At 33.1% G+C, this 23,306-nt stretch carries 39 protein-coding genes and 1 pseudogene; all 40 read right to left on the bottom strand.

The window, feature by feature from the left end; translation table 11 throughout:
• Nucleotides 1–80: 80 nt before the first annotated feature.
• Nucleotides 81–1,682: a Na/Pi cotransporter family protein gene (locus tag I4V16_RS15390; RefSeq protein ID WP_180269536.1), complete on the bottom strand. Its 1,602-nt coding sequence runs from the start codon at nucleotides 1,680–1,682 to the stop codon at nucleotides 81–83.
• Nucleotides 1,683–2,513: 831 nt separating this feature from the next.
• Entirely contained in the window at nucleotides 2,514–2,906 is a 393-nt protein-coding gene (rpsI, locus tag I4V16_RS15385) for a 30S ribosomal protein S9 (RefSeq protein ID WP_049179275.1), read from the bottom strand.
• 25 nt (nucleotides 2,907–2,931) lie between these two features.
• Nucleotides 2,932–3,366 carry a 50S ribosomal protein L13 gene (rplM, locus tag I4V16_RS15380; RefSeq protein ID WP_027098819.1) on the bottom strand — a complete coding sequence of 145 codons (435 nt, stop codon included), beginning with the start codon at nucleotides 3,364–3,366 and terminating at the stop codon, nucleotides 2,932–2,934.
• Between the two features lie 163 nt (nucleotides 3,367–3,529).
• The gene (gene truA / locus I4V16_RS15375; RefSeq protein ID WP_111937955.1) at nucleotides 3,530–4,264 is read right to left on the bottom strand and encodes a tRNA pseudouridine(38-40) synthase TruA; all 735 of its coding nucleotides are present in this window, start codon (nucleotides 4,262–4,264) and stop codon (nucleotides 3,530–3,532) included.
• Between the two features lie 13 nt (nucleotides 4,265–4,277).
• Nucleotides 4,278–5,081 carry an energy-coupling factor transporter transmembrane protein EcfT gene (locus I4V16_RS15370; RefSeq protein ID WP_111937954.1) on the bottom strand — a complete coding sequence of 268 codons (804 nt, stop codon included), beginning with the start codon at nucleotides 5,079–5,081 and terminating at the stop codon, nucleotides 4,278–4,280.
• Between the two features lie 12 nt (nucleotides 5,082–5,093).
• Nucleotides 5,094–5,951 (bottom strand): energy-coupling factor transporter ATPase, encoded by an 858-nt coding sequence (locus I4V16_RS15365; RefSeq protein ID WP_111937953.1) that lies wholly within the window; start codon nucleotides 5,949–5,951, stop codon nucleotides 5,094–5,096.
• Nucleotides 5,936–6,781 (bottom strand): energy-coupling factor transporter ATPase, encoded by an 846-nt coding sequence (locus I4V16_RS15360; protein WP_049179279.1) that lies wholly within the window; start codon nucleotides 6,779–6,781, stop codon nucleotides 5,936–5,938. The genes I4V16_RS15365 and I4V16_RS15360 overlap by 16 nt, the downstream gene beginning before the upstream one ends.
• A gap of 115 nt (nucleotides 6,782–6,896) precedes the next feature.
• Nucleotides 6,897–7,238 (bottom strand): 50S ribosomal protein L17, encoded by a 342-nt coding sequence (rplQ, locus tag I4V16_RS15355; protein WP_027098814.1) that lies wholly within the window; start codon nucleotides 7,236–7,238, stop codon nucleotides 6,897–6,899.
• Nucleotides 7,239–7,250: 12 nt separating this feature from the next.
• A complete protein-coding gene (locus I4V16_RS15350; RefSeq protein WP_027098813.1) occupies nucleotides 7,251–8,198 on the bottom strand; it encodes a DNA-directed RNA polymerase subunit alpha in 948 nt (315 codons plus the stop codon).
• A gap of 102 nt (nucleotides 8,199–8,300) precedes the next feature.
• Nucleotides 8,301–8,921 (bottom strand): 30S ribosomal protein S4, encoded by a 621-nt coding sequence (gene rpsD / locus I4V16_RS15345; RefSeq protein ID WP_049179280.1) that lies wholly within the window; start codon nucleotides 8,919–8,921, stop codon nucleotides 8,301–8,303.
• 27 nt (nucleotides 8,922–8,948) lie between these two features.
• Nucleotides 8,949–9,344: a 30S ribosomal protein S11 gene (gene rpsK, locus I4V16_RS15340; RefSeq protein ID WP_021876963.1), complete on the bottom strand. Its 396-nt coding sequence runs from the start codon at nucleotides 9,342–9,344 to the stop codon at nucleotides 8,949–8,951.
• 15 nt (nucleotides 9,345–9,359) lie between these two features.
• Nucleotides 9,360–9,725 (bottom strand): 30S ribosomal protein S13, encoded by a 366-nt coding sequence (gene rpsM / locus I4V16_RS15335; RefSeq protein WP_027098811.1) that lies wholly within the window; start codon nucleotides 9,723–9,725, stop codon nucleotides 9,360–9,362.
• Between the two features lie 223 nt (nucleotides 9,726–9,948).
• Complete coding sequence (gene rpmJ / locus I4V16_RS15330) at nucleotides 9,949–10,062, bottom strand: 50S ribosomal protein L36 (protein WP_003448032.1); 114 nt, start codon at nucleotides 10,060–10,062, stop codon at nucleotides 9,949–9,951.
• 43 nt (nucleotides 10,063–10,105) lie between these two features.
• Entirely contained in the window at nucleotides 10,106–10,324 is a 219-nt protein-coding gene (infA, locus tag I4V16_RS15325; RefSeq protein WP_027098810.1) for a translation initiation factor IF-1, read from the bottom strand.
• Between the two features lie 7 nt (nucleotides 10,325–10,331).
• On the bottom strand, nucleotides 10,332–10,613 hold the full coding sequence (locus tag I4V16_RS15320) for a KOW domain-containing RNA-binding protein (RefSeq protein WP_049179281.1): 282 nt from the start codon (nucleotides 10,611–10,613) through the stop codon (nucleotides 10,332–10,334).
• Between the two features lie 67 nt (nucleotides 10,614–10,680).
• Nucleotides 10,681–11,430: a type I methionyl aminopeptidase gene (gene map / locus I4V16_RS15315; RefSeq protein WP_049179282.1), complete on the bottom strand. Its 750-nt coding sequence runs from the start codon at nucleotides 11,428–11,430 to the stop codon at nucleotides 10,681–10,683.
• Nucleotides 11,430–12,077, bottom strand: a complete 648-nt coding sequence (locus tag I4V16_RS15310; RefSeq protein ID WP_099329804.1) for an adenylate kinase — start codon at nucleotides 12,075–12,077, stop codon at nucleotides 11,430–11,432. The genes map and I4V16_RS15310 overlap by 1 nt, the downstream gene beginning before the upstream one ends.
• A gap of 23 nt (nucleotides 12,078–12,100) precedes the next feature.
• Nucleotides 12,101–13,372: a preprotein translocase subunit SecY gene (gene secY / locus I4V16_RS15305; protein WP_049179284.1), complete on the bottom strand. Its 1,272-nt coding sequence runs from the start codon at nucleotides 13,370–13,372 to the stop codon at nucleotides 12,101–12,103.
• A 1-nt stretch (nucleotide 13,373) separates the two neighbouring features.
• On the bottom strand, nucleotides 13,374–13,814 hold the full coding sequence (gene rplO / locus I4V16_RS15300; protein WP_049179285.1) for a 50S ribosomal protein L15: 441 nt from the start codon (nucleotides 13,812–13,814) through the stop codon (nucleotides 13,374–13,376).
• A gap of 21 nt (nucleotides 13,815–13,835) precedes the next feature.
• Nucleotides 13,836–14,015: a 50S ribosomal protein L30 gene (gene rpmD, locus I4V16_RS15295; protein ID WP_027098804.1), complete on the bottom strand. Its 180-nt coding sequence runs from the start codon at nucleotides 14,013–14,015 to the stop codon at nucleotides 13,836–13,838.
• Nucleotides 14,016–14,028: 13 nt separating this feature from the next.
• Nucleotides 14,029–14,526 carry a 30S ribosomal protein S5 gene (rpsE, locus tag I4V16_RS15290; RefSeq protein WP_027098803.1) on the bottom strand — a complete coding sequence of 166 codons (498 nt, stop codon included), beginning with the start codon at nucleotides 14,524–14,526 and terminating at the stop codon, nucleotides 14,029–14,031.
• A gap of 19 nt (nucleotides 14,527–14,545) precedes the next feature.
• A complete protein-coding gene (gene rplR, locus I4V16_RS15285) occupies nucleotides 14,546–14,905 on the bottom strand; it encodes a 50S ribosomal protein L18 (protein WP_027098802.1) in 360 nt (119 codons plus the stop codon).
• A gap of 18 nt (nucleotides 14,906–14,923) precedes the next feature.
• Complete coding sequence (gene rplF, locus I4V16_RS15280) at nucleotides 14,924–15,466, bottom strand: 50S ribosomal protein L6 (protein ID WP_049179286.1); 543 nt, start codon at nucleotides 15,464–15,466, stop codon at nucleotides 14,924–14,926.
• 71 nt (nucleotides 15,467–15,537) lie between these two features.
• Nucleotides 15,538–15,936, bottom strand: a complete 399-nt coding sequence (gene rpsH / locus I4V16_RS15275; protein WP_027098800.1) for a 30S ribosomal protein S8 — start codon at nucleotides 15,934–15,936, stop codon at nucleotides 15,538–15,540.
• 33 nt (nucleotides 15,937–15,969) lie between these two features.
• Nucleotides 15,970–16,155: a type Z 30S ribosomal protein S14 gene (locus I4V16_RS15270; RefSeq protein ID WP_027098799.1), complete on the bottom strand. Its 186-nt coding sequence runs from the start codon at nucleotides 16,153–16,155 to the stop codon at nucleotides 15,970–15,972.
• 15 nt (nucleotides 16,156–16,170) lie between these two features.
• On the bottom strand, nucleotides 16,171–16,710 hold the full coding sequence (gene rplE, locus I4V16_RS15265; protein WP_027098798.1) for a 50S ribosomal protein L5: 540 nt from the start codon (nucleotides 16,708–16,710) through the stop codon (nucleotides 16,171–16,173).
• A 23-nt stretch (nucleotides 16,711–16,733) separates the two neighbouring features.
• The gene (rplX, locus tag I4V16_RS15260; RefSeq protein ID WP_027098797.1) at nucleotides 16,734–17,048 is read right to left on the bottom strand and encodes a 50S ribosomal protein L24; all 315 of its coding nucleotides are present in this window, start codon (nucleotides 17,046–17,048) and stop codon (nucleotides 16,734–16,736) included.
• Nucleotides 17,049–17,065: 17 nt separating this feature from the next.
• Nucleotides 17,066–17,434, bottom strand: a complete 369-nt coding sequence (rplN, locus tag I4V16_RS15255) for a 50S ribosomal protein L14 (protein ID WP_027098796.1) — start codon at nucleotides 17,432–17,434, stop codon at nucleotides 17,066–17,068.
• A 29-nt stretch (nucleotides 17,435–17,463) separates the two neighbouring features.
• Nucleotides 17,464–17,721 carry a 30S ribosomal protein S17 gene (rpsQ, locus tag I4V16_RS15250; protein WP_027098795.1) on the bottom strand — a complete coding sequence of 86 codons (258 nt, stop codon included), beginning with the start codon at nucleotides 17,719–17,721 and terminating at the stop codon, nucleotides 17,464–17,466.
• A 21-nt stretch (nucleotides 17,722–17,742) separates the two neighbouring features.
• Entirely contained in the window at nucleotides 17,743–17,952 is a 210-nt protein-coding gene (gene rpmC, locus I4V16_RS15245; RefSeq protein ID WP_027098794.1) for a 50S ribosomal protein L29, read from the bottom strand.
• Nucleotides 17,952–18,386 (bottom strand): 50S ribosomal protein L16, encoded by a 435-nt coding sequence (rplP, locus tag I4V16_RS15240; protein ID WP_027098793.1) that lies wholly within the window; start codon nucleotides 18,384–18,386, stop codon nucleotides 17,952–17,954. Before rplP ends, rpmC begins: the two co-directional genes overlap by 1 nt.
• 17 nt (nucleotides 18,387–18,403) lie before the next feature.
• Nucleotides 18,404–19,069 carry a 30S ribosomal protein S3 gene (gene rpsC, locus I4V16_RS15235; RefSeq protein ID WP_027098792.1) on the bottom strand — a complete coding sequence of 222 codons (666 nt, stop codon included), beginning with the start codon at nucleotides 19,067–19,069 and terminating at the stop codon, nucleotides 18,404–18,406.
• 19 nt (nucleotides 19,070–19,088) lie between these two features.
• A complete protein-coding gene (gene rplV, locus I4V16_RS15230; RefSeq protein WP_049179288.1) occupies nucleotides 19,089–19,424 on the bottom strand; it encodes a 50S ribosomal protein L22 in 336 nt (111 codons plus the stop codon).
• A 29-nt stretch (nucleotides 19,425–19,453) separates the two neighbouring features.
• The gene (rpsS, locus tag I4V16_RS15225) at nucleotides 19,454–19,732 is read right to left on the bottom strand and encodes a 30S ribosomal protein S19 (RefSeq protein WP_027098790.1); all 279 of its coding nucleotides are present in this window, start codon (nucleotides 19,730–19,732) and stop codon (nucleotides 19,454–19,456) included.
• Nucleotides 19,733–19,796: 64 nt separating this feature from the next.
• On the bottom strand, nucleotides 19,797–20,630 hold the full coding sequence (gene rplB, locus I4V16_RS15220) for a 50S ribosomal protein L2 (RefSeq protein WP_027098789.1): 834 nt from the start codon (nucleotides 20,628–20,630) through the stop codon (nucleotides 19,797–19,799).
• Nucleotides 20,631–20,691: 61 nt separating this feature from the next.
• Nucleotides 20,692–20,988, bottom strand: coding sequence for a 50S ribosomal protein L23 (gene rplW, locus I4V16_RS15215; protein ID WP_027098788.1), 297 nt, complete (start codon nucleotides 20,986–20,988; stop codon nucleotides 20,692–20,694).
• Entirely contained in the window at nucleotides 20,988–21,608 is a 621-nt protein-coding gene (rplD, locus tag I4V16_RS15210) for a 50S ribosomal protein L4 (protein ID WP_027098787.1), read from the bottom strand. Before rplD ends, rplW begins: the two co-directional genes overlap by 1 nt.
• A 27-nt stretch (nucleotides 21,609–21,635) precedes the next feature.
• Nucleotides 21,636–22,265, bottom strand: a complete 630-nt coding sequence (gene rplC, locus I4V16_RS15205) for a 50S ribosomal protein L3 (protein WP_027098786.1) — start codon at nucleotides 22,263–22,265, stop codon at nucleotides 21,636–21,638.
• 78 nt (nucleotides 22,266–22,343) lie between these two features.
• Nucleotides 22,344–22,652 carry a 30S ribosomal protein S10 gene (gene rpsJ / locus I4V16_RS15200; RefSeq protein WP_021876938.1) on the bottom strand — a complete coding sequence of 103 codons (309 nt, stop codon included), beginning with the start codon at nucleotides 22,650–22,652 and terminating at the stop codon, nucleotides 22,344–22,346.
• Nucleotides 22,653–23,229: 577 nt separating this feature from the next.
• A pseudogene (locus tag I4V16_RS15195) lies at nucleotides 23,230–23,306 on the bottom strand (elongation factor Tu); the annotation flags it as partial.

The raw sequence follows: 23,306 nt of genomic DNA, 5'->3' as shown, positions 1-23,306 counted from the left end.
GCACAAAAAAGGAAGTTCAAATTCGAACTTCCTTTTTCTATCAGCGAATATCAAAATTTATTTTGATACAGCCCCTTAAACTATGCTGAATAATTTTCAATAACACTCTCTGCTATATTTGTAGAATGGTCTCCAATTCTTTCAAAATTACTTATTAAATCTAAGAATATGGCACCTGCATATGCATTACATTTTCCATCATATAGTCTCTTAATATGTTTATCTCTAAATTTCTTTTGCGAAGAATTTATTCTTGATTCTATAGCTCTTATACTTCTAGCTTTTTCTACATCTCTATTAGCATAACTTTCTATAGAGATTTCTAACGCATTTACTGTATAATTATATATTTCATATAACTCTTCCATTGCATCTGAACTATATGATAAATTTCTATTAATTCTTTGAGATGCTAAATCTGCTACATTTTCAGCATGATCTCCAATTCTCTCTATATCGTTTATTACATGGAAAGTAGATGCAACAATATCTTTTTCTCTATCTGACATTTCACATTTAGCAAGCTTTACTAAATATGTAGTTATTGATTCTTCTAAGATATTAATTATCTTCTCATTCTCATATACCTTTTCAACTAACTTTTCATCTTGATTAGAGAATGCATCCATAGATAATTCTAAATTCTTTTTAGCCTTATTAGCCATTCTTATAGTTTCTTTTATAACTTGCCCTGCTGCTATTACAGGTGTTTCTAATAATCTATCGTCTATATATTTAGGTCCAGCCTTTTCTTCCTCGTCTTCACCAGGAATGATTTTATTAACTATTACAATTAAGTATTTACTAAATGGAAGTAATAACATTGTATTTACAATATTAAATACTGTATGTGCATTAGCTATTTGTCTGCTAACATCTGGGCTCATCTTCGTTACCGCCACACCTAATAAACCTAAGAATGGTAAGAATATTATTGTTCCTACTATATTAAATATTAAGTGTATTGCTGCAGCCTTATGTGCAGTTTTATTAGCACCAATACTAGCAATGATAGCAGTAATACATGTTCCTATATTACATCCAAATATTATTGGTAAGGCAACCTGTATGTTAATAGCACCAGCTGTAGCTAATGCAACTAATATACCTGTAGTGGCAGATGAACTTTGTAATATTGCTGTTATAGTAGCACCTGCAATTACTCCTATAAGCCAGTTGTCTCCTATAGTTACTATTAACTGCTCAAATACTGGTGAACTAGTTAGAGGTTTCATTGCACCACTCATTATTCCCATTCCAGTAAATAAGATACCAAAACCTAATACTATATTACCAATGTCTTTTCTTTTTTTACCTCTTGCAAACATAACCATTATTGTTCCTAAAAATACAAATAACGGCGCTATTTGATCTAGCTTAAATGATACAAGCTGAGCAGTTATTGTTGTCCCTATATTGGCACCCATAATTATACCTGTAGCTTGTGTTAAATTCATTAAACCTGCATTAACAAATCCAACAACCATTACTGTTGTTGCACTACTACTTTGAATTACAGCAGTAACAATAGCACCAACAAGAACAGCTTTTATTGGGTTACTAGTTACTTTTTCAAGGATCTTTTTTAATCCATCCCCAGCTGCATTTTCTAGACCATCTCCCATTAGCTTCATACCATAAATAAATAGTCCAAGACCACCCATTAATTTCATAATTATCATTATTGTTGATTCCAAGGTTCTTCTCCTCCAACTCTTCTAGCATTACATAACCTAGTTTACTTTATTTTTTACCTTTTGTTAATATAATATAAACATTTTTAACATGAATTTAATAAACCTTTTTTTACCATTTTTCTCAATAAAAAAAGAGAGGCAAAACCTCTCTTTTGAATATTCCATACTATTTCTTTGAGAATTTGAGTTTATGTGATTTCAATGACTTGCATATACTTTGTTAGTTATATGTCACTTATAGTAATGTTCTGAACTGAGAGCAGAGTTCCTTTTTATTATTGTTCTTTTTTAAATCTTTCTTCTAATTTTCTTTTCTAGTATCACGCATTTCTGGAGTATCCCCAATTTTATAGACACATAGAAACTACTTATAATATATATTAAGGAGTATGTGTTTATTAAATGAATACTAAAGGAATATTTTACAATTATGTTATATAATTAAAGTATGAACTTCTATATACAAGGAGAATATAACATGAGTATCATTTTTTGGCTTCTATTATTTATTTTACTTCAATTATACATTTTAATTGATAGTATAAAAGAAAAAAAATTAATTATTTTAATATTTTTCACTTAATTTTTTATATTTTCATATTAATTCATTATTTGTATAATAACAATGAACTTAATTACAACTTAGAACCAATTATAGCTGTTGACATGGTTGTTGTAAACATATATTACGCAATTAAAAGTTCTTCTGTCAAAAAAAGCTAAGGATTAAGTCCTTAGCTTTTTTAATATTTATTAATTTAAATATAAATAAACCCCACAAACATTTGGTTTGTGGGGTTTTGAAAAACTCTTGTATTATCTCTTTGAGAATTGTGGAGCTCTTCTTGCTTTCTTAAGACCGTATTTCTTTCTTTCCTTCATTCTTGGATCTCTTGTTAAGAATCCAGCCTTCTTTAATTCTGGCTTTAAAGCTTCATCAGCTTTAACTAAAGCTCTTGTAATTCCGTGTCTGATAGCTCCAGCTTGACCTGTAAATCCTCCACCATGAACATTTACTAAAACGTCAAACTTATCCTTAGTTCCTGTTAAAACTAATGGTTGGTTAACTATTACTCTTAAAGTTTCTAAACCAAAGTAATTTTCGATATCTCTTTTATTAACAACAACCTTACCACTTCCTGGTACAAGTCTTACTCTTGCAACTGATTTTTTTCTTCTTCCAGTACCCATGTATTGAACTTTTGCCATTTCTATTCCTCCTCCCGAGCTTGTATTAGTACTTTAATTCAAGCACTTCTGGTTTTTGAGCTGAATGATTGTGTTCAGCACCTCTATATACTTTTAACTTAGTTAGCATCTTTCTTCCTAAAACACCACTTGGAAGCATTCTTCTAACTGCTTCTTCGAAAGCGAATTCAGGTTTCTTATCTAGTACTTCTCTATATGGAGTTTCCTTTAATCCGCCTGGATATAGGCTGTGCTTTCTCATTAATTTTTGATCTAACTTCTTACCAGTTAAAACAACCTTTTCTGCATTAATAACGATAACGAAATCTCCGCAGTCAACATTTGGAGTAAATGTTGGCTTATTCTTTCCTCTTAATATTGAAGCAACTTGGCTTGCTACTCTTCCTAGTGGCTTTCCAGCTGCATCTACAACATACCATTTTCTTTCAACTTCTTGTGCTTTCGCAATGTATGATTTCATCTCTTTCCCTCCCTGAACTTACATTTTAGCTTCACTCTTTAAAGTTACCGCATTTATGTCAAGACCCGGGGCTAGTGGATCTTATATACATAAATATTCTAACAAACAATATTATTATAATACACGCTTACGGGCGTGTCAACATTATTTATATCTTTTTTTATTAATAAAAAACTTTTTCTAGTACTAATCCATTAGGTGGTACACAAGGTCCGGCCTTACTTCTATCTCCGTTTTTTATTATACTCTCTATATCTTCTGGTTTTATTTTTCCTTTTCCAACTTCAATTAAAGTACCTACTATAATTCTTACCATATTATAAAGAAATCCATCTGCACTAACAAATATCTTTATAACATCACCTTTTAATTCTAGTTCCAATCCATTTATTGTTCTTACTGAAGTCTTTACAGAACTTCCATTAGTTTTAAAGGCCTTAAAGTCATGCTTACCCAAAAAATATTTTGCAGCCTCTTTCATTAGATTATAATTTAATTCATCTCTAACTTGATATACATAATTTCTTCCTATACATACTTTTTCATATCTATTTACTAATGTATAACAATAAGTTTTACCTTTACTATCATATCTTGAATGAAAGTTTCTATCAACTTCTTCAGATTTAATTATTCCTATGTCATCTGGTAATTTAGTATTAATAGCTTCTCTAAATTTATCAGCTGGAATTTGGCTATTAGTAATGAAGTTTGCAACCATACCTTTAGCATGAACGCCAGCGTCAGTTCTAGAGCTTCCTATTAATTCAACATCTTCACCCGTAAGCAACTTAATTGCTTCTTCAATGCACTGTTGAATTGTTCTATTATTCTTTTGCTTCTGCCATCCTCCATAGCTTGTTCCATCATATTCTATAGTTAGCTTTATATTTCTCATAGATTTCTACACCTTACAAAACAAATCTTATTACAAAGCTTCCAATAAATAAAATAGAAAATATACCAAAAGCTATAAAGTCTATAGAACTAAACTGCAGTTCTTTCATTCTAGTTCTCCCAGCACCGCCTCTATAGCATCTAGCCTCCATTGCCATTGCTAATTCATCTGCTCTTCTAAAAGAACTTATAAATAAAGGAACTAATAAAGGTATTAAACTCTTAGCTTTTTGAATAATGTTTCCCGTCTCAAAATCTGCACCTCTAGCTTTTTGAGCCTTCATTATTTTATCTGTCTCTTCTGTTAATGTAGGAATAAATCTTAAAGCAATAGTCATCATCATTGCTAGTTCATGTGCTATCTCTTTTCCAATAGGTCTTAGTAGCCTTTCTATTCCATCTGTTAATTCTATAGGAGATGTTGTAAGAGTTAACAATGAAGTTCCTGTAATTAAAAATACTAATCTCAAAGCCATAAATGCAGCAGTTCTCAATCCTTCTAAATATATCTTAATAAAACCCAACTCAAATACTAATGTATCAGCAGTACCTTTTATCATAAATATATTTAATGCAGCAGTTAATATTATTAAAAATAAAATCGGCTTTAATCCTTTAAAAATAAATTTAACTGGAATTTTAGCATTTGCTATTATAGCTCCTAAGAAAGCAATTACCAAAATATATCCAACAAATTTATTTATTATAAATAAAGAAGTAATAAATAATATAGCTATTATTATTTTCGTTCTTGGATCTAATTTATGGGTAAATGATTCACCAGGTATATACTGTCCAATAGTTATATCCTTTAACATAATTCCACCTCCTTAGTTATTCTTGTTAAGAAGCTTAATTATTTCTTCTTTTGCTTGTTTTATTGTATAAATACCATCTGATACATCAAATCCTAATGCTTTTAGCTTCAACATTAAATATGTTACCTGTGGTACTCCTAATCCAATACTCTCTAACTTCTCTACTTCTTTAAATACAGTATCAATAGGGCCTTGTAACTCTACACTTCCATTATTCATTACTATAACTTTGTCAGCAATATTTGCTACATCCTCCATACTATGACTAACAAGTATTATAGTCATTCCATAATCATCATGTAACTTTTTAATCTGAGCTAATATATCATCTCTTCCCTTTGGATCTAAACCAGCTGTAGGTTCGTCAAGAATTAATGTTTTAGGGTTCATAGCAATTACCCCAGCTATTGCTACCCTTCTTTTTTGTCCACCACTTAAATCAAATGGTGATTTATCTTTATATTCTTCGTAATCCAATCCTACCATTTCCATAGCTTTAACTACTCTTTGGTGTATTTCTTCATCAGATAATCCAAGATTTTTTGGTCCAAATTCAATATCTTTTTCTATTGTCTCTTCAAATAACTGATATTCTGAATATTGAAATACTAAACCAACCTTTTTTCTGATATCTACTAGCTTTACATTTTTCTCTGTTATATCTATACCATCAATATATATTTTCCCTTTTGTAGGAGATAATAATCCATTTAGATGCTGTATTAAAGTTGATTTTCCTGAACCTGTATGTCCAATCAAAGCTACAAAATCATTATCATCTATTGTTAGATTAATATCTTTTAAAGCAACTTTTTCAAAGGGACTTCCTGGCATATAAACGTGTGTTAAACTTTCTATTTTAATTGACATATTGCATCCACCATCTCATCTATATTTAATATTTCAGTACTTATATCTATACCTTCTTTTCTTAGTTCATAAGCTAACTCAGTAACTTGTGGAACATCTAATCCTATTTTTTTCATAACATCAACCTTAGAAAATACCTCTCTAGGTGTTCCTTCCATTCTAATTTGCCCATCATCAACAACTATAATTCTATCAGCTTGTGCTGCCTCATCCATATAATGTGTTATTAAAACTATAGTAATATTATGATCTTTATTTAACTCTTTAATATTGTTTATAACTTCTTTTCTACCGCTAGGGTCTAACATTGCAGTAGGTTCATCAAATACAATACAATCAGGTTGCATAGCTAAAACTCCTGCAATTGCAACTCTTTGCTTTTGTCCACCAGATAATAAATGTGGAGCATGTCTCTTATATTCACTCATACCAACCTTAGCAAGGCTATCATCAACGCGCTTTCTTATCTCCTTAGGGTCTACCCCTAAATTTTCAGGACCAAAAGCTACATCTTCTTCAACAATTGTTGCTACAAGTTGATTATCTGGGTTTTGAAAAACCATTCCTGCTTTGCTTCTAATATCCCATAATTTTAGCTGATCTTTTGTATCCATCCCATCTACTAATACAGTACCAGATGAAGGTGTTAACAATGCATTAATATGTTTTGCAATAGTTGATTTTCCAGACCCATTATGTCCTAACACTACTACAAATTCACCTTTAGATACTTTTAAATTAACCCCTTTAATTACCACCTTACCCTCTTGTTCTTCAGTTGATGTATATTTAAAGGTTACATTATCTATGTCTATCATAAAGTTATCCATACACTACCTCCTATTTGACATATATCTTTAGACTATATAGAACACTCTTTATACTCTAAAAATATATTTTTATATTACAAAATGGGGACTAAGTATCAACTTAATCCCCTTATTATTATACTAATTCAAGTATAACTATTTCAGCTCCGTCCCCTCTTCTAGGACCCTTCTTATACATTCTTGTATATCCACCGTTTCTTTCAGCGTATTGTGGAGCTATATTATCAAAAAGATTCTTTACAACAGCTTCTTCTTGTACAAAAGCTAGAACTTGTCTTCTTGAATGTAAATCACCCTTCTTAGCAAGAGTAATCATTTTTTCAGCAAGGCTTCTTGCTTCTTTAGCTCTAGTTTCAGTTGTTTCAATCTTACCGTATTTTAAGAAGCTTGTTACAAGACTTCTTAGCATAGCTCTTCTTTGGTCAGTAGGACGACCTAACTTACGATAACCTGCCATGGATTTACCTCCTTACTCATCGTTTAGTCTTAAACCTAAGCCTAGTTCTTTTAATTTTCTTTCAACTTCTTCAAGAGATTTCTTTCCTAAATTTCTTACTTTCATCATATCATCCATTGATTTTGATGCAAGTTCTTGAACTGTATTAATTCCAGCTCTCTTTAAACAGTTATATGATCTAACTGATAAATCTAGCTCTTCTACAGTCATCTCTAGTACTTTCTCTTTTTTATCTTCTTCTTTTTCTATCATAATTTCAACATCATTCGTATTGTCAGTTAATGACATGAATAACTTGAAATGTTCTATAAGAATTTTAGCTGATAAGCTTATAGCCTCATCAATCTTAATTGTACCATTAGTCCAGATTTCTAAAGTTAACTTATCATAGTCAGTAATTTGACCAACTCTAGTATTTTCAACTGTAAAGTTAACTCTCTTAACTGGTGTGTATATTGAGTCTACAGCAATAGCGGATATTGGTAAATCTTCACTCTTATTTTTATTTTGAGTAACATATCCTCTACCTTTGTTTACTGTTAGTTCCATATAAAGTCTTCCGTTTTCATCAAGAGTTGCAATATGTAAATCCTTATTAACAACCTCTACATCACCGTCAGTCTTTATATCTGCTCCTGTTACAACCCCAGGACCTTTTGCATCTATATAAATTGTCTTTTGACCTTCACCATTCATTCTCAAAGCTAAAGCCTTGATGTTAAGAATTAATTCTGTAACATCCTCTTTAACTCCAGTAACTGTTGAGAACTCATGAAGAACTCCATCAATTTTAACTGATGTTGTTGCAGCACCTGGTAAAGATGATAATAAAATTCTTCTAAGAGCATTACCTAAAGTAATTCCGTATCCTCTTTCAAGTGGTTCTACTACGTATTTACCGTAAGTACCATCTTCGTTTGATTCTACACACTCAATTATTGGCTTTTCAATCTCTAACATACACAAACCCTCCTTATATTTAAAATGGCAACCTTATTTTGAGGGCAACTGATTCTCATATTTGTAATCATACGAAATGTATGATTAACAAATATTAATATACTACTTGCTGTATAACTCGACGATAAGCGTTTCATTAACAGGAACGTCAATATCTTCTCTTGTTGGTTCAGCAACTACTTTGCCTTCGTAGTTTTCGATATTTGCTTCTAACCATTTTGGTAAAGTCTTTGGATTTTCAACGAAAGTCTTGAACTTTTCGCTTCCTCTACTCTTTTCACAAACAGTTATTACATCATTTACACAAACTCTGTATGATGGAATATCTACTTTCTTTCCATTTACTAAGAAATGTCCATGAGTTACTAGTTGTCTAGCTTCATTTCTTGATGCACCATATCCTAATCTATATGCTACGTTATCAAGTCTTAATTCTAATAACTTTAATAAGTTTTCACCAGTAATTCCTTTTATGTGTTCAGCCTTTTCATAGTAATTTCTGAATTGGCTTTCTAAAACTCCGTATATTCTCTTAGCTTTTTGCTTTTCTCTTAATTGAATTCCGTAGTTTGATAACTTCTTCTTGCTAGCTCCATGTTGTCCTGGCGCATAGCTTCTTCTTGCAAAAGCGCATTTATCTGTATAACATCTATCCCCTTTAAGGAACAGTTTCATACCTTCTCTTCTACATAATCTACATGTAGCTCCAGTATATCTTGCCATTAATTACACCTCCTATGATGGTTAATACTAGACTCTTCTTCTTTTTGGTGGTCTGCATCCATTATGAGGGATAGGAGTAACGTCTTTAATTAAAGTTACTTCTAATCCTGCTGCTTGTAGGGATCTTATAGCTGCTTCTCTACCTGCACCTGGTCCCTTTACATATACTTCGATGCTCTTTAATCCATGCTCCATCGCTGCCTTAGCTGCTGTTTCAGCTGCCATTTGCGCTGCGAAAGGAGTACTCTTTCTTGAACCTCTAAATCCTAGAGCTCCAGCACTTGACCATGATAAAGCATTTCCTGCTGCATCCGTTAAAGTAACTATTGAGTTATTGAAAGTTGACTTGATGTGTGCAGCACCATGCTCAACGTTTTTTCTTTCTTTTCTTCTTCTAGTCTTTTTAACTTTTTGAGCTGCCATTATCTTCCCTCCTTATTACTTCTTCTTATTAGCGATAGTCTTTTTAGGACCTTTTCTTGTTCTCGCATTAGTCTTAGTTTTTTGTCCTCTAACTGGAAGACCTTTTCTATGTCTAATTCCTCTATAGCATCCGATTTCTTGTAATCTCTTAATGTTTAAAGCAACTTCTCTTCTTAAATCACCTTCAACATTCATTTCTTTTATAAATGTTCTAATTGCATTAACTTCATCTTCAGTTAAATCTTTAACTCTTGTATCCGGATTTATTCCAGTTTCAGCTAAAATCTTTTGAGATGTTGCTAAACCAATTCCGAATATATATGTTAGACCTATTTCAACTCTTTTTTCTCTTGGTAGGTCAATACCTGCTATTCTTGCCATTAAAATTTACACCTCCTGGTAATTAAAATGCCTTAAAAAATAGATTTTATAGTAATTTAATATATATAATAAAGTTTAGGTCATTAGTGATATTTTCTCTAATGCAGCCGCTCCTAAAACCTAATTATTAGATTATTGACTATATAATCATATTTGACTTTACTAAAAAAGTCAATAAATTTTAAATGCCTAATTTGTATTTTTTGTCTAATATTATTTTATATTAGCCTTGTTTTTGCTTGTGCTTTGGATTTTCACAGATTACCATTACTCTTCCTTTTCTTCTTATGATCTTGCACTTTTCGCAAATAGGCTTAACTGATGGTCTTACTTTCATAGCTAACCCTCCTTGTATTAGTAACAGTAGATTTTTTACTGCTTTATTTTGCTCTCCATGTAATTCTACCTCTACTTAAATCATATGGAGATAATTCTACTGTAACCTTATCTCCAGGCAGAATTCTTATGAAGTTCATTCTTAATTTGCCTGATATATGTGCTAGAATTGTGTGCCCACTTTCAAGTTCAACTTGGAACATAGCATTGGGTAATGATTCTAGAACAGTACCTTGCATTTCTATAACATCGTCTTTTGACATAAGGTAATCAACCCTCCTTAACAATGCCCTTTAATTTTAGAAGTCTCTTAATCTTTAAATCAGTACTTTTTTCATTTCTTAAAATCGACAATTTTATATCTTCATTTATATCACATAGAATACTTAAATGCTTAAGATTCTTTTTCTTAGGATTATTTATAGTCTTAATATTACCATCGGCTACTAGTACATATTCACTATTAATCTGATTAGTTATTATATATAAATGATTCTTATCTCTTCCAGCTTTTGATAGTACTACTTTTCCAATCAAGTCATTGTTTTGCAAATTCTTCACCTCGATGATTACCTTAGTATAAACCGTAACATTACGAATTTATAACTAAGCAACACTATTATTTTATTAGTGTTAATATTTCGGGCCCATCTGGTAAAATCGCAACAGTATTTTCATAATGTGCTGATAGTTTCCTATCTTTTGTAACAACAGTCCACCCATCAGATAGAGTTAGTACTTTGCAATCACCTACATTAACCATAGGCTCAATTGCTAATACCATTCCTTCTCTTAACTTTGGACCTCTACCCGGCATACCGAAATTGGGTACTTCAGGATCTTCGTGTAGATTTCTTCCGATTCCATGACCTACGAAATCTCTTACAACTGAGAAACCTGAATCTTCAACATACGTTTGAATTGCATGTGAAATATCCGTTAGTCTGTTTCCTATATGAGCAAATTTAATTCCCTCAAAAAAACAATTTTTCGTAACTTCAATTAACTTTTGTGCTTCTTGTGAAACATTTCCTACTGAAAAAGTTCTTGCTGCATCTCCATGAAAACCTTGAAAAACAGCACCACAATCTACACTTACAATATCGCCCTCAGTTAACTTATAGGCTCCTGGTATTCCATGAACTACTTGCTCATTGATGGATATACAAAGTGATGAAGGAAATCCATACAATCCTTTAAAAGAAGGTTTAGCTCCTTGTTTAATAATAAACTCCTCCGCTATCCTATCTAACTCTGCTGTAGTTATACCAGGTTTTATTTTTTCTTCTATTAATAATAATGTTTCTGCTACTATTCGGCCTGATTTCCTCATATAGTTAAGTTCATTATTATTTTTTATAATAATCACTAAACTGGCTCTCCTAATATAGTACAAATACTTTCAAACACTTCATTAATAGCTTTTGTACCATCTACTGTAGAAAGTAACTCTCTCTCCTTATAGAAATCAATTAGTGGTTGTGTTTGTCTCTCATATACATCAAGTCTTTCTTTTACTGTTTCTTCTGTATCATCTTTTCTTTGAACTACATCCGAACCACAAAGCTCACATTTACCTTCAATCGGTGGATTAAATTTTATGTGATAACTTGCGCCACATGATGGACATACTCTTCTTCCTGTCATTCTTTCAAGTATAAAATCTCTAGGCACCTCTATACATAAAGCAGTATCTAAAGACTCCTTTCTCTTTTGTAAGAACTCTTGAAGAGCTTCTGCTTGGCTTACCGTTCTTGGAAAGCCATCTAATAAATATCCATTCTCACAATCATTATGTTGAAGTCTATCTTTTACCATATCTATTGTAACTTGATCAGGAACTAACTGACCATTATCAATATACTTTTTAGCTTCTATTCCAAGTGGAGTATTTTCTGAAATATTCTTTCTAAAAATATCTCCTGTTGAAATATGAGGAATTGAATATCTATTACTAATTGATTTTGCCTGTGTTCCTTTTCCTGCACCAGGAGGACCTAGTAATATAATCTTCACGGGCATCATCTCCATTTTATTTTCTATTTAAGAAATCCTTCATAATGACGCATCACCATTTGAGATTGTAATTGTCTTGAGAAGTCCATTGCTACTCCTATTACAATTAACACTGCTGTTGCACCAAATTGAATTCCTTTAAATGGTGTGTATTGTTCCACTAAAATAGGAGTTACTGCTAAAAATGCAGCAAATACACCACCTATAATTGATACTCTAGCTAATATTTTTTCAAAATACTCAGTTGTTTGCTCACCTGGTCTTATTCCAGGAACAAAACCTGCTGACTTATTTAGATTTTCAGCCATCTCATCTGGTTTTAAAGTAACCTCATTATAGAACCAAGTAAAGAATACTGTTAATAAAGCAAAGATTACAGGATACATCCATGTCTTTTCATTAAAGATGCTGTAACTACTACCTATAATCCATTGTGAAACACTGCTGTTAGGGAAAAACTGAGCTATAGCTTTTGGGAATCCCATTACTGACATTGCAAATATAATTGCAATAACAGCTGCACTTATTATACTTAACGGAATATGTGTAGATTGTCCTTTCATCACTTTATTACCAACAGCTTTACCTGCATATTGTACTGGAATCTTTCTTTCAGCAAGACTAAAGAAAATAGATATTGCTAATAGAGCAATAACAGCTACTATAAATAAAGCTAATGCTACTTTATCTACTTCTAAACTTAAAACTTTACTAACTGTAAGTGGTAATCTAGAAATAATATTAACAAAGATTAATATTGATGTTCCATTACCAAATCCCTTAACTGTAATTTGATCTCCTAACCAAATACAGAATGTTGATCCAACAACAAGGGACATTATTACTATAACTAATTCTAAGCTTGAACTAGATATCATTGCACCTTGTGAACCAAATGAAGCTACTGAACCAATAGCTAATATTACTGCAATTACAATAGCTACATAACGAGTGGCATTTTGTATCTTTTTTCTACCTTCCTGTCCCTCTTTAGATAGTTGCTCTAAAGATGGAATAGCTATTGTTAATAATTGCATTATAATTGATGCATTAATATATGGTGTTACGCCTAATGCTAATATACTAAAGTTACTAAATGCTCCACCAGATATTAAATCATAGAAACCAAGTAACCCAGATTGAGTCATCTCCTGTATTCTTGATATAAATTCAGCATTGATTCCAGGAACAGGAATATGAGTTCCCATCCTGAAAATCGCTACTAAAAATATTGTCCAACAGAATTTTTTTCTCAATTCTGGAACCTTCCAGGCATTACGTAGGGTTGATAGCATATTAAATCACCTCAACTTTTCCTCCAGCTGCTTCGATCTTCTCTACTGCAGATTTTGAAAGTTTACATCCTTTTATAGTTAAACTCTTTTCTAAGTTTCCGTTTCCAAGAATCTTAACGCCATCCATAACTTTACTTACTACTCTCTTCTCAAGTAATACTTCAGGAGTAACTTCAGTTCCGTTTTCAAATATATTTAATCTATCTACATTAATACTAACGATCTTCTTAGCAAATATATTTGTAAAACCTCTCTTTGGAAGTCTTCTGTAAAGAGGCATTTGACCTCCTTCAAAACCTGGTCTTACTCCACCGCCTGATCTAGCGTTTTGTCCTTTTTCACCTTTTCCGGCATTTCTACCTAAACCAGAACCAGTACCTCTACCAACTCTCTTAGGAGCCTTTTTGCTACCTGCTGCTGGCTTTAATTCATGAAGTTTCATTATCAGTACACCTCCTCTAAATTATACTTCTTCTACCTTTAGTAAATAGTCAATCTTCTTAATCATACCTTTTATTTGAGGAGTTTCCTCTTTTTCTACTGTTTTACCAATTTTCTTTAGTCCTAGGGCATTTGCAGTAGCGATATGGTCTTTCTTTCTACCTATTAAGCTCTTAACTAGAGTAACTCTTAACTTAGCCATCGCCAATTCCCTCCTAACCTAGAATCTCTTCAACAGATTTTCCTCTTAATTTAGCTATATCTTCAGCTGTTCTTAAGTTTGCTAATCCGTTGATAGTTGCATTTACCATGTTTCTTGGATTGTTTGAACCTAATGACTTAGCTCTAACATCCTTTAATCCTGCTAATTCAAGTACAGCTCTTGCAGGACCCCCAGCAATAACTCCTGTACCTTCTTTAGCTGGCATTATAAGAACTTTTCCTGTTCCGAAAGTTCCATATATTTCATGAGGAACAGTTGTTCCAACCATAGAAACTTTTACTAAGTTTTTCTTAGCATCTTCTATTCCCTTTTTGATTGCTACTGGAATTTCGATAGATTTTCCCATTCCAACTCCAACGTGTCCGTTTTCGTCACCAACAACAACTAGAGCGCTGAATCTGAAGTTTCTACCACCCTTAACAACCTTAGTAACTCTGTTTATATAAACAACCTTTTCTTTAAGGTCTAGTTGACTAGGATCGATTCTCATGTATTTCCCTCCTTATTTTTTAGAAATTTAATCCTGCTTCTCTAGCAGCTTCTGCTAATTGTTGTACTCTTCCGTGATATACATATCCACCTCTGTCGAACACAACATCTTTAATTCCTTTTTCTAATGCCTTCTTAGCTACTAGTTCTCCTACAAGTTTAGCACCTTCTTTGTTACCGCCCTTTGCAGAGAAGTCCTTCTCTAAGCTTGAAGCAGAAACTATAGTTACAGCATTTATATCATCAATTATTTGTGCATAAATATTTTTTTCACTTCTGTATACTGAAAGTCTTGGTCTTTCAGGAGTACCGAAAACTTTCTTACGAACTCTAAGGTGACGTTTTACTCTACTTGCTTTTTTGTCTACCTTCTTGAACATAAAGCTCACTCCTTTCTATTATTTCTTACCAGTTTTACCTTCTTTACGTCTGATTACTTCGCCTTCGAATTTAATTCCTTTACCCTTATATGGTTCTGGCTTTCTCCAACGTCTGATATCAGCCGCTTGTGCTCCAACAACTTGCTTATCTATACCTTTGATAACAACTTTTGTTGCAGCAGGAGTCTCGAAAGTAATTCCATTCATTGGTTCTATTTCAACTGGATGTGAGTATCCAAGGTTCATTACAAGTTTCTTTCCTTGTAGTTGAGCTCTATAACCAACACCTACTAATTCTAAAGTCTTTTGGTAACCTTCGTTAACTCCAATTACCATGTTATTAATAAGTGCTCTTGTTAATCCGTGAAGAGCTCTGTGCTCTTTTACATCACTAGGTCTAGTAACAACAACTTCGTTGTTTTCAACCACTATCTTAATGTCTTTGTGCATAGCATTTACTAGCTCACCCTTTGGCCCCTTAGCTGTAACAACATTATCTGCTGTTACAGTTACAGTTACGCCAGCAGGAATAGCTATTGGTAATCTACCTACTCTTGACATAATTGCACCTCCTGTATTCTTCTCGTACAAACATATATTTAATCTATCTAGTTACTTCCTAATATAAGATACTACCAAACGTAGCAAACTACTTCTCCGCCTAGTCCCATCTTTCTAGCTTCTCTATCAACCATTATTCCCTTAGAAGTTGATATAACAGCTATTCCTAATCCGTTTAACACCTTTGGAGTTTCATCTTTCTTACAGTAAACTCTTAGTCCTGGCTTAGATATTCTCTTTATTCCAGTAATAACTCTTTCTTTGTTAGAACCGTATTTAAGAGATATTCTTAACATTGGTACAACACCATCATTGTACTCATCTATTTCTTTAATATATCCTTCTTGTAATAATATATTTGCTATTGCCTTCTTTACATTTGAAGAAGGTACTTCTACTACCTCATGTCTTACAGCATTTGCGTTTCTAATACGAGTTAGCAAATCTGCTATAGGATCTGTCATAACCATTTAATGTGCCTCCTTTCGCTCTATGAATCGATATTACCAGCTTGCCTTCTTGCATCCAGGGATTTGTCCCTTATAAGCAAGTTCTCTGAAACAAATACGGCATATACCGAATTTTTTAAGTACTGCATGTGGTCTACCACATATTCTACATCTTGTATAAGCTCTTGTTTTATATTTAGGTGTCTTATTCCACTTTTCAATAATAGCTTTACGTGCCACGACTTTCCCTCCTTATTATTGAGCGAATGGCATTCCAAGGAATCTTAATAATTCTCTTGCTTCTTCGTCAGTGTTAGCTGTAGTTACGAAGATTATATCCATTCCTCTCACTTTATCGATTTTATCGTACTCTATTTCTGGGAATATTAATTGCTCTTTAATTCCTAGTGAATAGTTTCCTCTTCCATCAAATGACTTGCTTGAAACACCTCTGAAGTCTCTAACTCTTGGTAGAGCTATTGCCATTAGCTTATCAGCAAATTCATACATCTTTGCCTTTCTTAATGTAACTTTACATCCTAATGGCATATTTTCTCTTATCTTAAAGTTAGCAACAGATTTCTTTGCTCTAGTTAATATTGGCTTTTGACCAGCTATTAATGTTAAATCGTTAACTGCTGCTTCTAAAACCTTTTGATTTTCTTTAGCTTCTCCAACACCCATATTGATTACTATCTTTTCAAGTCTTGGAACTTCCATTATATTTTTATAACCAAACTTTTCAATCATAGCTGGTATAATTTCTTTTTCGTACTTTTCTTGAAGTCTTGTCATATTGATTTACCTCCTTTCAGATTCTAGAATGTTTCTCCGCACTTCTTGCAAACTCTTACCTTAGCTCCGTCTTCTAATAACTTATTGCTAATTCTAGTTGCACTCTTGCACTTTGTACAATATAACATAACCTTTGAGCTGTATATAGCAGCTTCCTTTTCTATAATAGCACTTTCGGCTTGATTTCTAGTAGCCTTTTGGTGCTTCTTAACTATGTTAACTCCTTTTACAAGAACCTTTCCTGTCTTAGGATATACTTTTAAAACTTCTCCAGTTTTTCCTTTGTCTTTTCCTGAAATAACTACAACTGTGTCGTTCTTTCTTACATGTACCTTCAAGTTAGCCACCTCCTCTATTATAGAACTTCAGGTGCTAATGATAAGATTTTATTAAATTCTTTATCTCTTAGCTCCCTAGCAACTGGTCCGAAGATACGAGTTCCTCTTGGTTGCTTATCATCTTTTATTATAACTGCAGCATTTTCATCAAACTTAATGTATGAACCATCTGCTCTTCTTAATCCTCTTACAGATCTAACTATAACAGCCTTTACTACGTCACCTTTTTTAACAACTCCGCCTGGTGTTGCACTTTTAACGCTAGCAACTATTACATCTCCAATGTTACCGAACTTTCTCTTAGATCCGCCTAAAACTCTGATACACATGATTTCTTTTGCACCTGAGTTATCTGCTACCTTTAGTAAGGTTTGTTGTTGTATCATTGAATTACCCTCCTTTCAGTCTTTAAAGCTTATTTTGCTTTTTCAACTATCTCAACAAGTCTCCATCTCTTATCTTTAGATAATGGTCTAGTCTCCATTATTAATACTCTATCATTTATTCTAGCTTCATTATTTTCATCATGAGCTTTAAACTTAGTAGTTCTGTTAACAGTCTTACCATATAACGGATGTCTTACCTTAGTTTCAACAGCAACTACGATAGTTTTATCCATTTTGTCAGAAACAACTCTACCAATTCTTTTCTTTCTTAGTGCTCTTTGTTCCATTTAAAGAATACCTCCTTCCGATTACTGTTGAACCTTTAGCTCTTCTTCTCTTAAGATGGTTTTTATTTGGGCTATAGATTTCTTAACTTCTCTTATTCTCATAGGATTTTCTAATTGTCCTGTAGCTAATTGGAATCTTAAGTTGAATAATTCAGCTTTTAAATCTCCTAATTTAGCTTGTAAATCTTGAGGATTATTTGCTCTTAATTCTTTTAATTCTCTAGCCTTCATTATTCTTCACCACCCATTTCCTCAAAATCTCTTCTTGTAACAAACTTTGTTTTTACAGGAAGTTTGTGTGATGCAAGTCTCATAGCTTCTCTTGCAACTTCTTCATTAACTCCTGATAACTCAAATAAAACTCTACCAGGCTTAACTACTGCTACCCAATATTCTGGTGAACCTTTACCTGAACCCATTCTTGTTTCAGCTGGTTTTTCAGTTACTGGCTTATCTGGGAAAATCTTTATCCAAAGTTTTCCTCCTCTTCTGATGTATCTATTTATAGCAATTCTGGCTGCCTCGATTTGATTACTTGTAATCCAACCACAACTAGTAGCTTGAATACCGAAATCTCCATAAGCAAGGAAATTTCCTCTTGTAGCTTTACCTTTCATTCTACCACGTTGTACCTTACGATGCTTTACTCTTTTAGGCATTAACATGATCTATTCCTCCTTTCTTACGCGTCAACTTCTTCCTTTTCAACTTTTTTAGTTGGAAGAACTTCTCCATTATAAACCCAAACCTTAACTCCGATCTTACCGTATGTTGTATCTGCTTCAGCAAATCCATAATCAATGTCTGCTCTTAAAGTTTGTAGTGGAATTGTTCCTTCGTGATATTGTTCTGTTCTAGCTATTTCTGCTCCTCCTAATCTTCCTGAACAAGCAGTCTTAACACCCTTTACTCCGTGTTTCATAGCTCTTTGAATTGTTTGCTTCATAGCTCTTCTGAATGAGATTCTCTTTTCTAATTGAGCAGCAATATTTTCTGCCATTAATTGAGCATCTGCTTCAGCATTCTTAACTTCAACAATGTTTATTAAAACATTCTTTCCGCCAATTAACTTATTTATCTTTTGCTTTAAGGCTTCGATTCCAGCTCCACCTTTTCCAATAACAACACCTGGCTTTGCAGTGTGTATGTTTAACTTAATTCTCTTAGCAGCTCTTTCTATTTCGATCTTTGAAATACCTGCTGAGAATAATTCTTTTTTTACATATTCTCTGATCTTGTTATCTTCAACTAAGTTATCAGCAAAGTCTTTTTTATTAGCATACCACTTTGCATCCCACTCTTTGATAACACCTACTCTAAGTCCGTGAGGATGTACTTTTTGACCCACTTATATTTCCCTCCTTCTTCTAAGCTCTTTCTTTAACAACTACAGTTATGTGGCTTGTTTTCTTAAGAATCTTAAACGCTTTACCATGGTCCATTGGTCTAAATCTCTTTAGTGTTGGACCTTGACCAACGTGTATTTCTGAAACATATAATTTGTCAGTATCTAATGCAAAATTGTTTTCTGCATTTGCAACAGCTGATTTTAAAACTTTGTTTATAACTACTGCTGCTTCTCTTGGAGTATATTGTAAAATAGCAAAAGCTTCTTTAACATCTTTTCCTCTTATTAAATCTGTAACTGCTCCTACCTTAATTGGAGACATTCTTACATACTTAGCTATAGCCTTAGCTTCCATATCTTGTTCCTCCTTTCCTGGCGCCTATACTATCTTTTAGACTTCTTATCTGTGTCCACGTGCCCTTTGAAAGTTCTAGTTAAAGCGAACTCTCCAAGCTTATGTCCAACCATATCTTCTGATACATATACAGGAACATGCTTTCTTCCATCGTGAACAGCTATTGTATGACCTATCATTTGTGGGAAAATTGTTGAACTTCTTGACCAAGTCTTTATAACCTTTTTCTCACCATTTGCATTCATTTCTTCAATCTTTTTAATTAATCCTTCATGGACAAAAGGTCCTTTTTTTGTTGATCTACTCACTTATATTGCCTCCCTTCACTAACCTTAGGCTGATAAGCCATGAAGAGAATAGGTTCTCTTCATATTACTTATCGTTTCTTCTCTTAATGATAAATCTATCAGAATACTTCTTATTCTTTCTAGTCTTGTATCCAAGTGCTGGTTTACCCCATGGAGTAACTGGACTTGGTCTACCGATTGGTGATCTACCTTCACCACCACCATGAGGGTGATCGCAAGGGTTCATTACAGAACCTCTAACAGTAGGTCTCCATCCCATGTGTCTCTTTCTACCTGCTTTACCTATATTAACTATATCATTAGTTGAGTTAGATACAGTTCCTACAGTAGCTCTACATTCGATTCTTACATATCTCATTTCACCTGAAGGTAATCTTAATGTAGCGTAGTCTCCTTCTTTAGCCATTAATTGAGCTGAAGCTCCTGCAGATCTAACTAATTGAGCTCCTTTTCCAGCTTGTAACTCTATGTTGTGAACAACTGTACCAACTGGTATATTCTTTAATGGAAGAGCATTACCTGCTTTGATATCTGCTTCTGGTCCTGATACAACTACATCTCCTACTGCTAAACCAGCTGGAGCTATTATGTATCTCTTTTCTCCATCTGCATATACTACTAAAGCAATGTATGCTGATCTATTTGGATCGTATTCTATTGTAGCAACCTTTGCTGGAACACCATCCTTATTTCTCTTAAAATCAATTACTCTATACTTTCTCTTAGCACCGCCACCACGATGTCTAACAGTTATTTTACCTTGTGCATTTCTACCACCGTTTTTCTTTAAAGAAACAAGAAGTGATTTTTCTGGTACATTTGTTGTGATTTCTTCAAATGTTGCCATTGTCATTTCTCTTCTTGAAGGGGTAGTTGGTTTAAACTTTTTAACTGCCATTTTGTTACCTCCTTCTTACAGCTTATCTGGTGTTTTACACCAATAAATCACCTTTATTTAACTATTGTAATCCTTCAAAGAATTCTATTCCCTTGCTATCTGCTGCAAGTGTTACAATAGCTTTCTTGTAGTCAGATCTCTTTCCTACATGTACGCCCATTCTCTTAGTTTTTCCCATAGTTCTTATAGTTTGAACGCTAGCAACTTTAACTCCAAACACTTCTTCAACAGCTCTCTTTATTTGAGACTTGTTTGAATTAATGTGAACTATGAAAGTGTACTTATTTTCTGCCATAGCTGTCATAGTCTTTTCAGTTATAACAGGCTTTCTTATTATATCATGGCTTGTTAACTTCATTATGCGTACACCTCCTCAATCTTTGATACAGCATCTTTAGTCATGATCACTTTTTCAAACTTTAGTAAATCATAAACATTGATGTTGTTTACAGGAATTACTGAAACTCCTTCAATATTTCTAGCTGACTTATAAACTACTTCGTTTGATTCAGCTGTTACTATTAATGTCTTATTAGCATTGAAAGCTTTTAGCATTTCTGCCATAGACTTAGTCTTGATTGCTTCAAATTCAAGATTTTCTAAAACGATCATCTCTTCATTTTGAACCTTACAAGTTAATGCAGACTTCATAGCTACTCTTCTCATGCTCTTTGGTACTGACATTCTGTAATCTCTTGGCTTTGGTGCAAAAACAACACCACCCTTAATCCATTGTGGAGCTCTTATAGAACCTTGTCTTGCTCTACCTGTTCCCTTTTGTCTCCAAGGCTTGATTCCGCCTCCTCTTACTTCAGCTCTTGTCTTAGCTGATTGAGTTCCTTGTCTCTTGTTTGCAAGTAATGCAACAACTACTTGGTGCATTGCATCCTTATTAACTTCAACTGCGAAAACATTATCGTTTAATTGGATTTCTCCAACTTGCTTTGCTTCTTTATTAAATAATCCTACTGTAGGCATCCTGTGCGTCCTCCTTTCTTACAGAAATTAAGCCTTAACTGTATTTCTAATAACTACTGTACCTTTATTAGGTCCTGGGATTCCACCCTTTATTAGTATTAAATTCTTTTCAGCTATAACTTTAACTACTTCTAAGTTTAACACTGTTGTATTAACAGCACCCATGTGACCTGGCATATGTTTATTCTTAAATGTTCTTGATGGATCTGATGATGCTCCCATTGAACCTACTGCTCTATGGAACTTAGAACCGTGTGACATTGGTCCTCTTTGAGCATTCCATCTCTTAATTACACCTTGGAATCCCTTACCTTTAGAAATTCCTGATACATCAACCTTATCTCCTACTGCAAAAACGTCAGCCTTTATTTCTTGACCAACTTCATATTCGCTAGCATTTTCAAGCTTGAATTCTTTAAGTGTTCTTCTTAATGAAACTCCTGCTTTAGCAAAATGTCCTTTAGCTGGCTTGTTAACTAACTTTTCTCTTATTTCACCAAAACCAACTTGGATAGCTTCATATCCATCTTTCTCTGTTGTCTTCTTTTGAACAACAACACATGGACCTGCTTCCACTACTGTTACAGGAATCATCTTTCCATTTTCATTGAAAATTTGAGTCATTCCTATTTTCTTACCTATAATAGCTTTTTTCATTTTACTTACACCTCCCAAACTAATTAGCGGATTGTAACACAATCATAATAGTTCAATCTCTATTTAAAAGTTTTGCTATTAAAGCTTTATTTCGATATCTACACCTGCTGGTAGATTTAATCTCATTAATGCATCAACAGTCTTTGGTGATGGATTAACGATATCTATAAGTCTCTTGTGAGTTCTTATTTCGAACTGCTCTCTAGAGTCCTTGTATTTGTGAACTGCTCTTAATATTGTAACAACATCTTTTTCTGTTGGTAGTGGTACTGGACCAGCAACCTTAGCTCCTGTTGATTTAGCAGTTTCAACGATTTTTTCAGCTGATTGATCTAATATTGTGTGATCAAAAGCCTTTAATCTTATTCTTATTTTTTGTTTTGACATCTTGGTTTCCCTCCTTTTCATGTACGCTTTACTTCTAACGCACAACAGCGGTTATCTGTAAACTGTTCCTGGTGTTTCACACTTTTAAACATAATCTAACAGATTCCCTGTCGTCGGATTCTAGATCCAGACATACTCATCAAGAATTACCCGGAAGTCCGGCAACCTCTTGATTCATCGCTGTTTGCTCTGCAACTTCTTTATTATACTATTTTTCATTAATGTTTTCAAGTTTTTTTAATTACATTATTTTTAATTTTTATTTGGGTAATCTTAACTGTTTTTTCATCTCAACTGTACTTTATTTTATATTCTTTTTTATTTATTTTCAAGAACTTTATTATGTATTTAATGCTTAATACTTATATATTATCCAAAGTTTGGTAATGTTATAAGTAACAATACCTTTTTAATTTATATTTTAATACTCACACTAAATTTCAAATCTTATTCTTGAACTTTGTTATCACATTACTTTTTAGTACATTATATATATCTTTCATATAAAAAAGAGTAGAAGACGTCTCCTCTACTCTTTATAACCAAGTTTAAATTTAAACATTATATAATTCTAAAATTATTCGATGATGCTAGTAACAACACCTGAACCTACAGTTCTTCCACCTTCTCTGATCGCGAATCTTAAACCTTCGT

It is taken from the genome of Clostridium sp. 1001283B150210_160208_E6, assembly GCF_015669365.1.
Taxonomy (GTDB): Bacteria; Bacillota; Clostridia; order Clostridiales; family Clostridiaceae; genus Clostridium; species Clostridium paraputrificum.
The sequence above is the reverse complement of the archived record's forward strand: the minus strand, read 5'-3'. Positions and strand labels throughout refer to the sequence as shown.

Bases quoted from the DNA above. Each gene is read 5' to 3' on its own strand.
- rplN (WP_027098796.1), bottom strand. From the start codon at position 17,434: ATGATACAACAACAAACCTTACTAAAGGTAGCAGATAACTCAGGTGCA.
- secY (WP_049179284.1), bottom strand. From the start codon at position 13,372: ATGCTATCAACCCTACGTAATGCCTGGAAGGTTCCAGAATTGAGAAAA.
- rplD (WP_027098787.1), bottom strand. From the start codon at position 21,608: ATGCCTACAGTAGGATTATTTAATAAAGAAGCAAAGCAAGTTGGAGAA.
- rpsH (WP_027098800.1), bottom strand. From the start codon at position 15,936: ATGGTTATGACAGATCCTATAGCAGATTTGCTAACTCGTATTAGAAAC.
- rpsE (WP_027098803.1), bottom strand. From the start codon at position 14,526: ATGAGAATCGATCCTAGTCAACTAGACCTTAAAGAAAAGGTTGTTTAT.
- rpsK (WP_021876963.1), bottom strand. From the start codon at position 9,344: ATGGCAGCTCAAAAAGTTAAAAAGACTAGAAGAAGAAAAGAAAGAAAA.
- rplQ (WP_027098814.1), bottom strand. From the start codon at position 7,238: ATGGCAGGTTATCGTAAGTTAGGTCGTCCTACTGACCAAAGAAGAGCT.
- infA (WP_027098810.1), bottom strand. From the start codon at position 10,324: ATGTCAAAAGACGATGTTATAGAAATGCAAGGTACTGTTCTAGAATCA.
- I4V16_RS15390 (WP_180269536.1), bottom strand. From the start codon at position 1,682: ATGATAATTATGAAATTAATGGGTGGTCTTGGACTATTTATTTATGGT.
- rpsJ (WP_021876938.1), bottom strand. From the start codon at position 22,652: ATGTCAAAACAAAAAATAAGAATAAGATTAAAGGCTTTTGATCACACA.
- I4V16_RS15365 (WP_111937953.1), bottom strand. From the start codon at position 5,951: ATGTCAATTAAAATAGAAAGTTTAACACACGTTTATATGCCAGGAAGT.
- rpmC (WP_027098794.1), bottom strand. From the start codon at position 17,952: ATGAAGGCTAGAGAATTAAAAGAATTAAGAGCAAATAATCCTCAAGAT.
- rplM (WP_027098819.1), bottom strand. From the start codon at position 3,366: ATGAAATCATACATTGCGAAAGCACAAGAAGTTGAAAGAAAATGGTAT.
- I4V16_RS15370 (WP_111937954.1), bottom strand. From the start codon at position 5,081: ATGTTAAAGGATATAACTATTGGACAGTATATACCTGGTGAATCATTT.
- rpmJ (WP_003448032.1), bottom strand. From the start codon at position 10,062: ATGAAAGTAAGACCATCAGTTAAGCCTATTTGCGAAAAGTGCAAGATC.
- rplF (WP_049179286.1), bottom strand. From the start codon at position 15,466: ATGTCAAGAGTAGGTAGATTACCAATAGCTATTCCTGCTGGCGTAACT.
- rplR (WP_027098802.1), bottom strand. From the start codon at position 14,905: ATGTTCAAGAAGGTAGACAAAAAAGCAAGTAGAGTAAAACGTCACCTT.
- rplV (WP_049179288.1), bottom strand. From the start codon at position 19,424: ATGGAAGCTAAGGCTATAGCTAAGTATGTAAGAATGTCTCCAATTAAG.
- rplE (WP_027098798.1), bottom strand. From the start codon at position 16,710: ATGACAAGACTTCAAGAAAAGTACGAAAAAGAAATTATACCAGCTATG.
- I4V16_RS15350 (WP_027098813.1), bottom strand. From the start codon at position 8,198: ATGTTAGAGATTGAAAAGCCAATAATTGAGTGTGTAGAATCAAACGAA.
- rplO (WP_049179285.1), bottom strand. From the start codon at position 13,814: ATGAAACTTCATGAATTAAAGCCAGCAGCAGGTAGCAAAAAGGCTCCT.
- rplP (WP_027098793.1), bottom strand. From the start codon at position 18,386: ATGTTAATGCCTAAAAGAGTAAAGCATCGTAAGGTACAACGTGGTAGA.
- truA (WP_111937955.1), bottom strand. From the start codon at position 4,264: ATGAGAAATATAAAGCTAACTATAGAATATGATGGAACAAGCTATGGA.
- rpsM (WP_027098811.1), bottom strand. From the start codon at position 9,725: ATGGCAAGAATAGCAGGTATTGACCTACCAAGAGAAAAAAGAGTTGAA.
- rpsD (WP_049179280.1), bottom strand. From the start codon at position 8,921: ATGGCAAGATATACTGGAGCTACATGTAGATTATGTAGAAGAGAAGGT.
- rpsQ (WP_027098795.1), bottom strand. From the start codon at position 17,721: ATGGAACAAAGAGCACTAAGAAAGAAAAGAATTGGTAGAGTTGTTTCT.
- rplC (WP_027098786.1), bottom strand. From the start codon at position 22,265: ATGAAAAAAGCTATTATAGGTAAGAAAATAGGAATGACTCAAATTTTC.
- I4V16_RS15360 (WP_049179279.1), bottom strand. From the start codon at position 6,781: ATGGATAACTTTATGATAGACATAGATAATGTAACCTTTAAATATACA.
- rplW (WP_027098788.1), bottom strand. From the start codon at position 20,988: ATGAAGTTAACAAGCCATGATATAATAAGAAAGCCTGTTATAACTGAA.
- rpsI (WP_049179275.1), bottom strand. From the start codon at position 2,906: ATGGCAAAAGTTCAATACATGGGTACTGGAAGAAGAAAAAAATCAGTT.
- rplB (WP_027098789.1), bottom strand. From the start codon at position 20,630: ATGGCAGTTAAAAAGTTTAAACCAACTACCCCTTCAAGAAGAGAAATG.
- rpmD (WP_027098804.1), bottom strand. From the start codon at position 14,015: ATGGCTAAGTTAAGAGTTACTCTAGTTAAGAGCTTAATAGGTAGAAAG.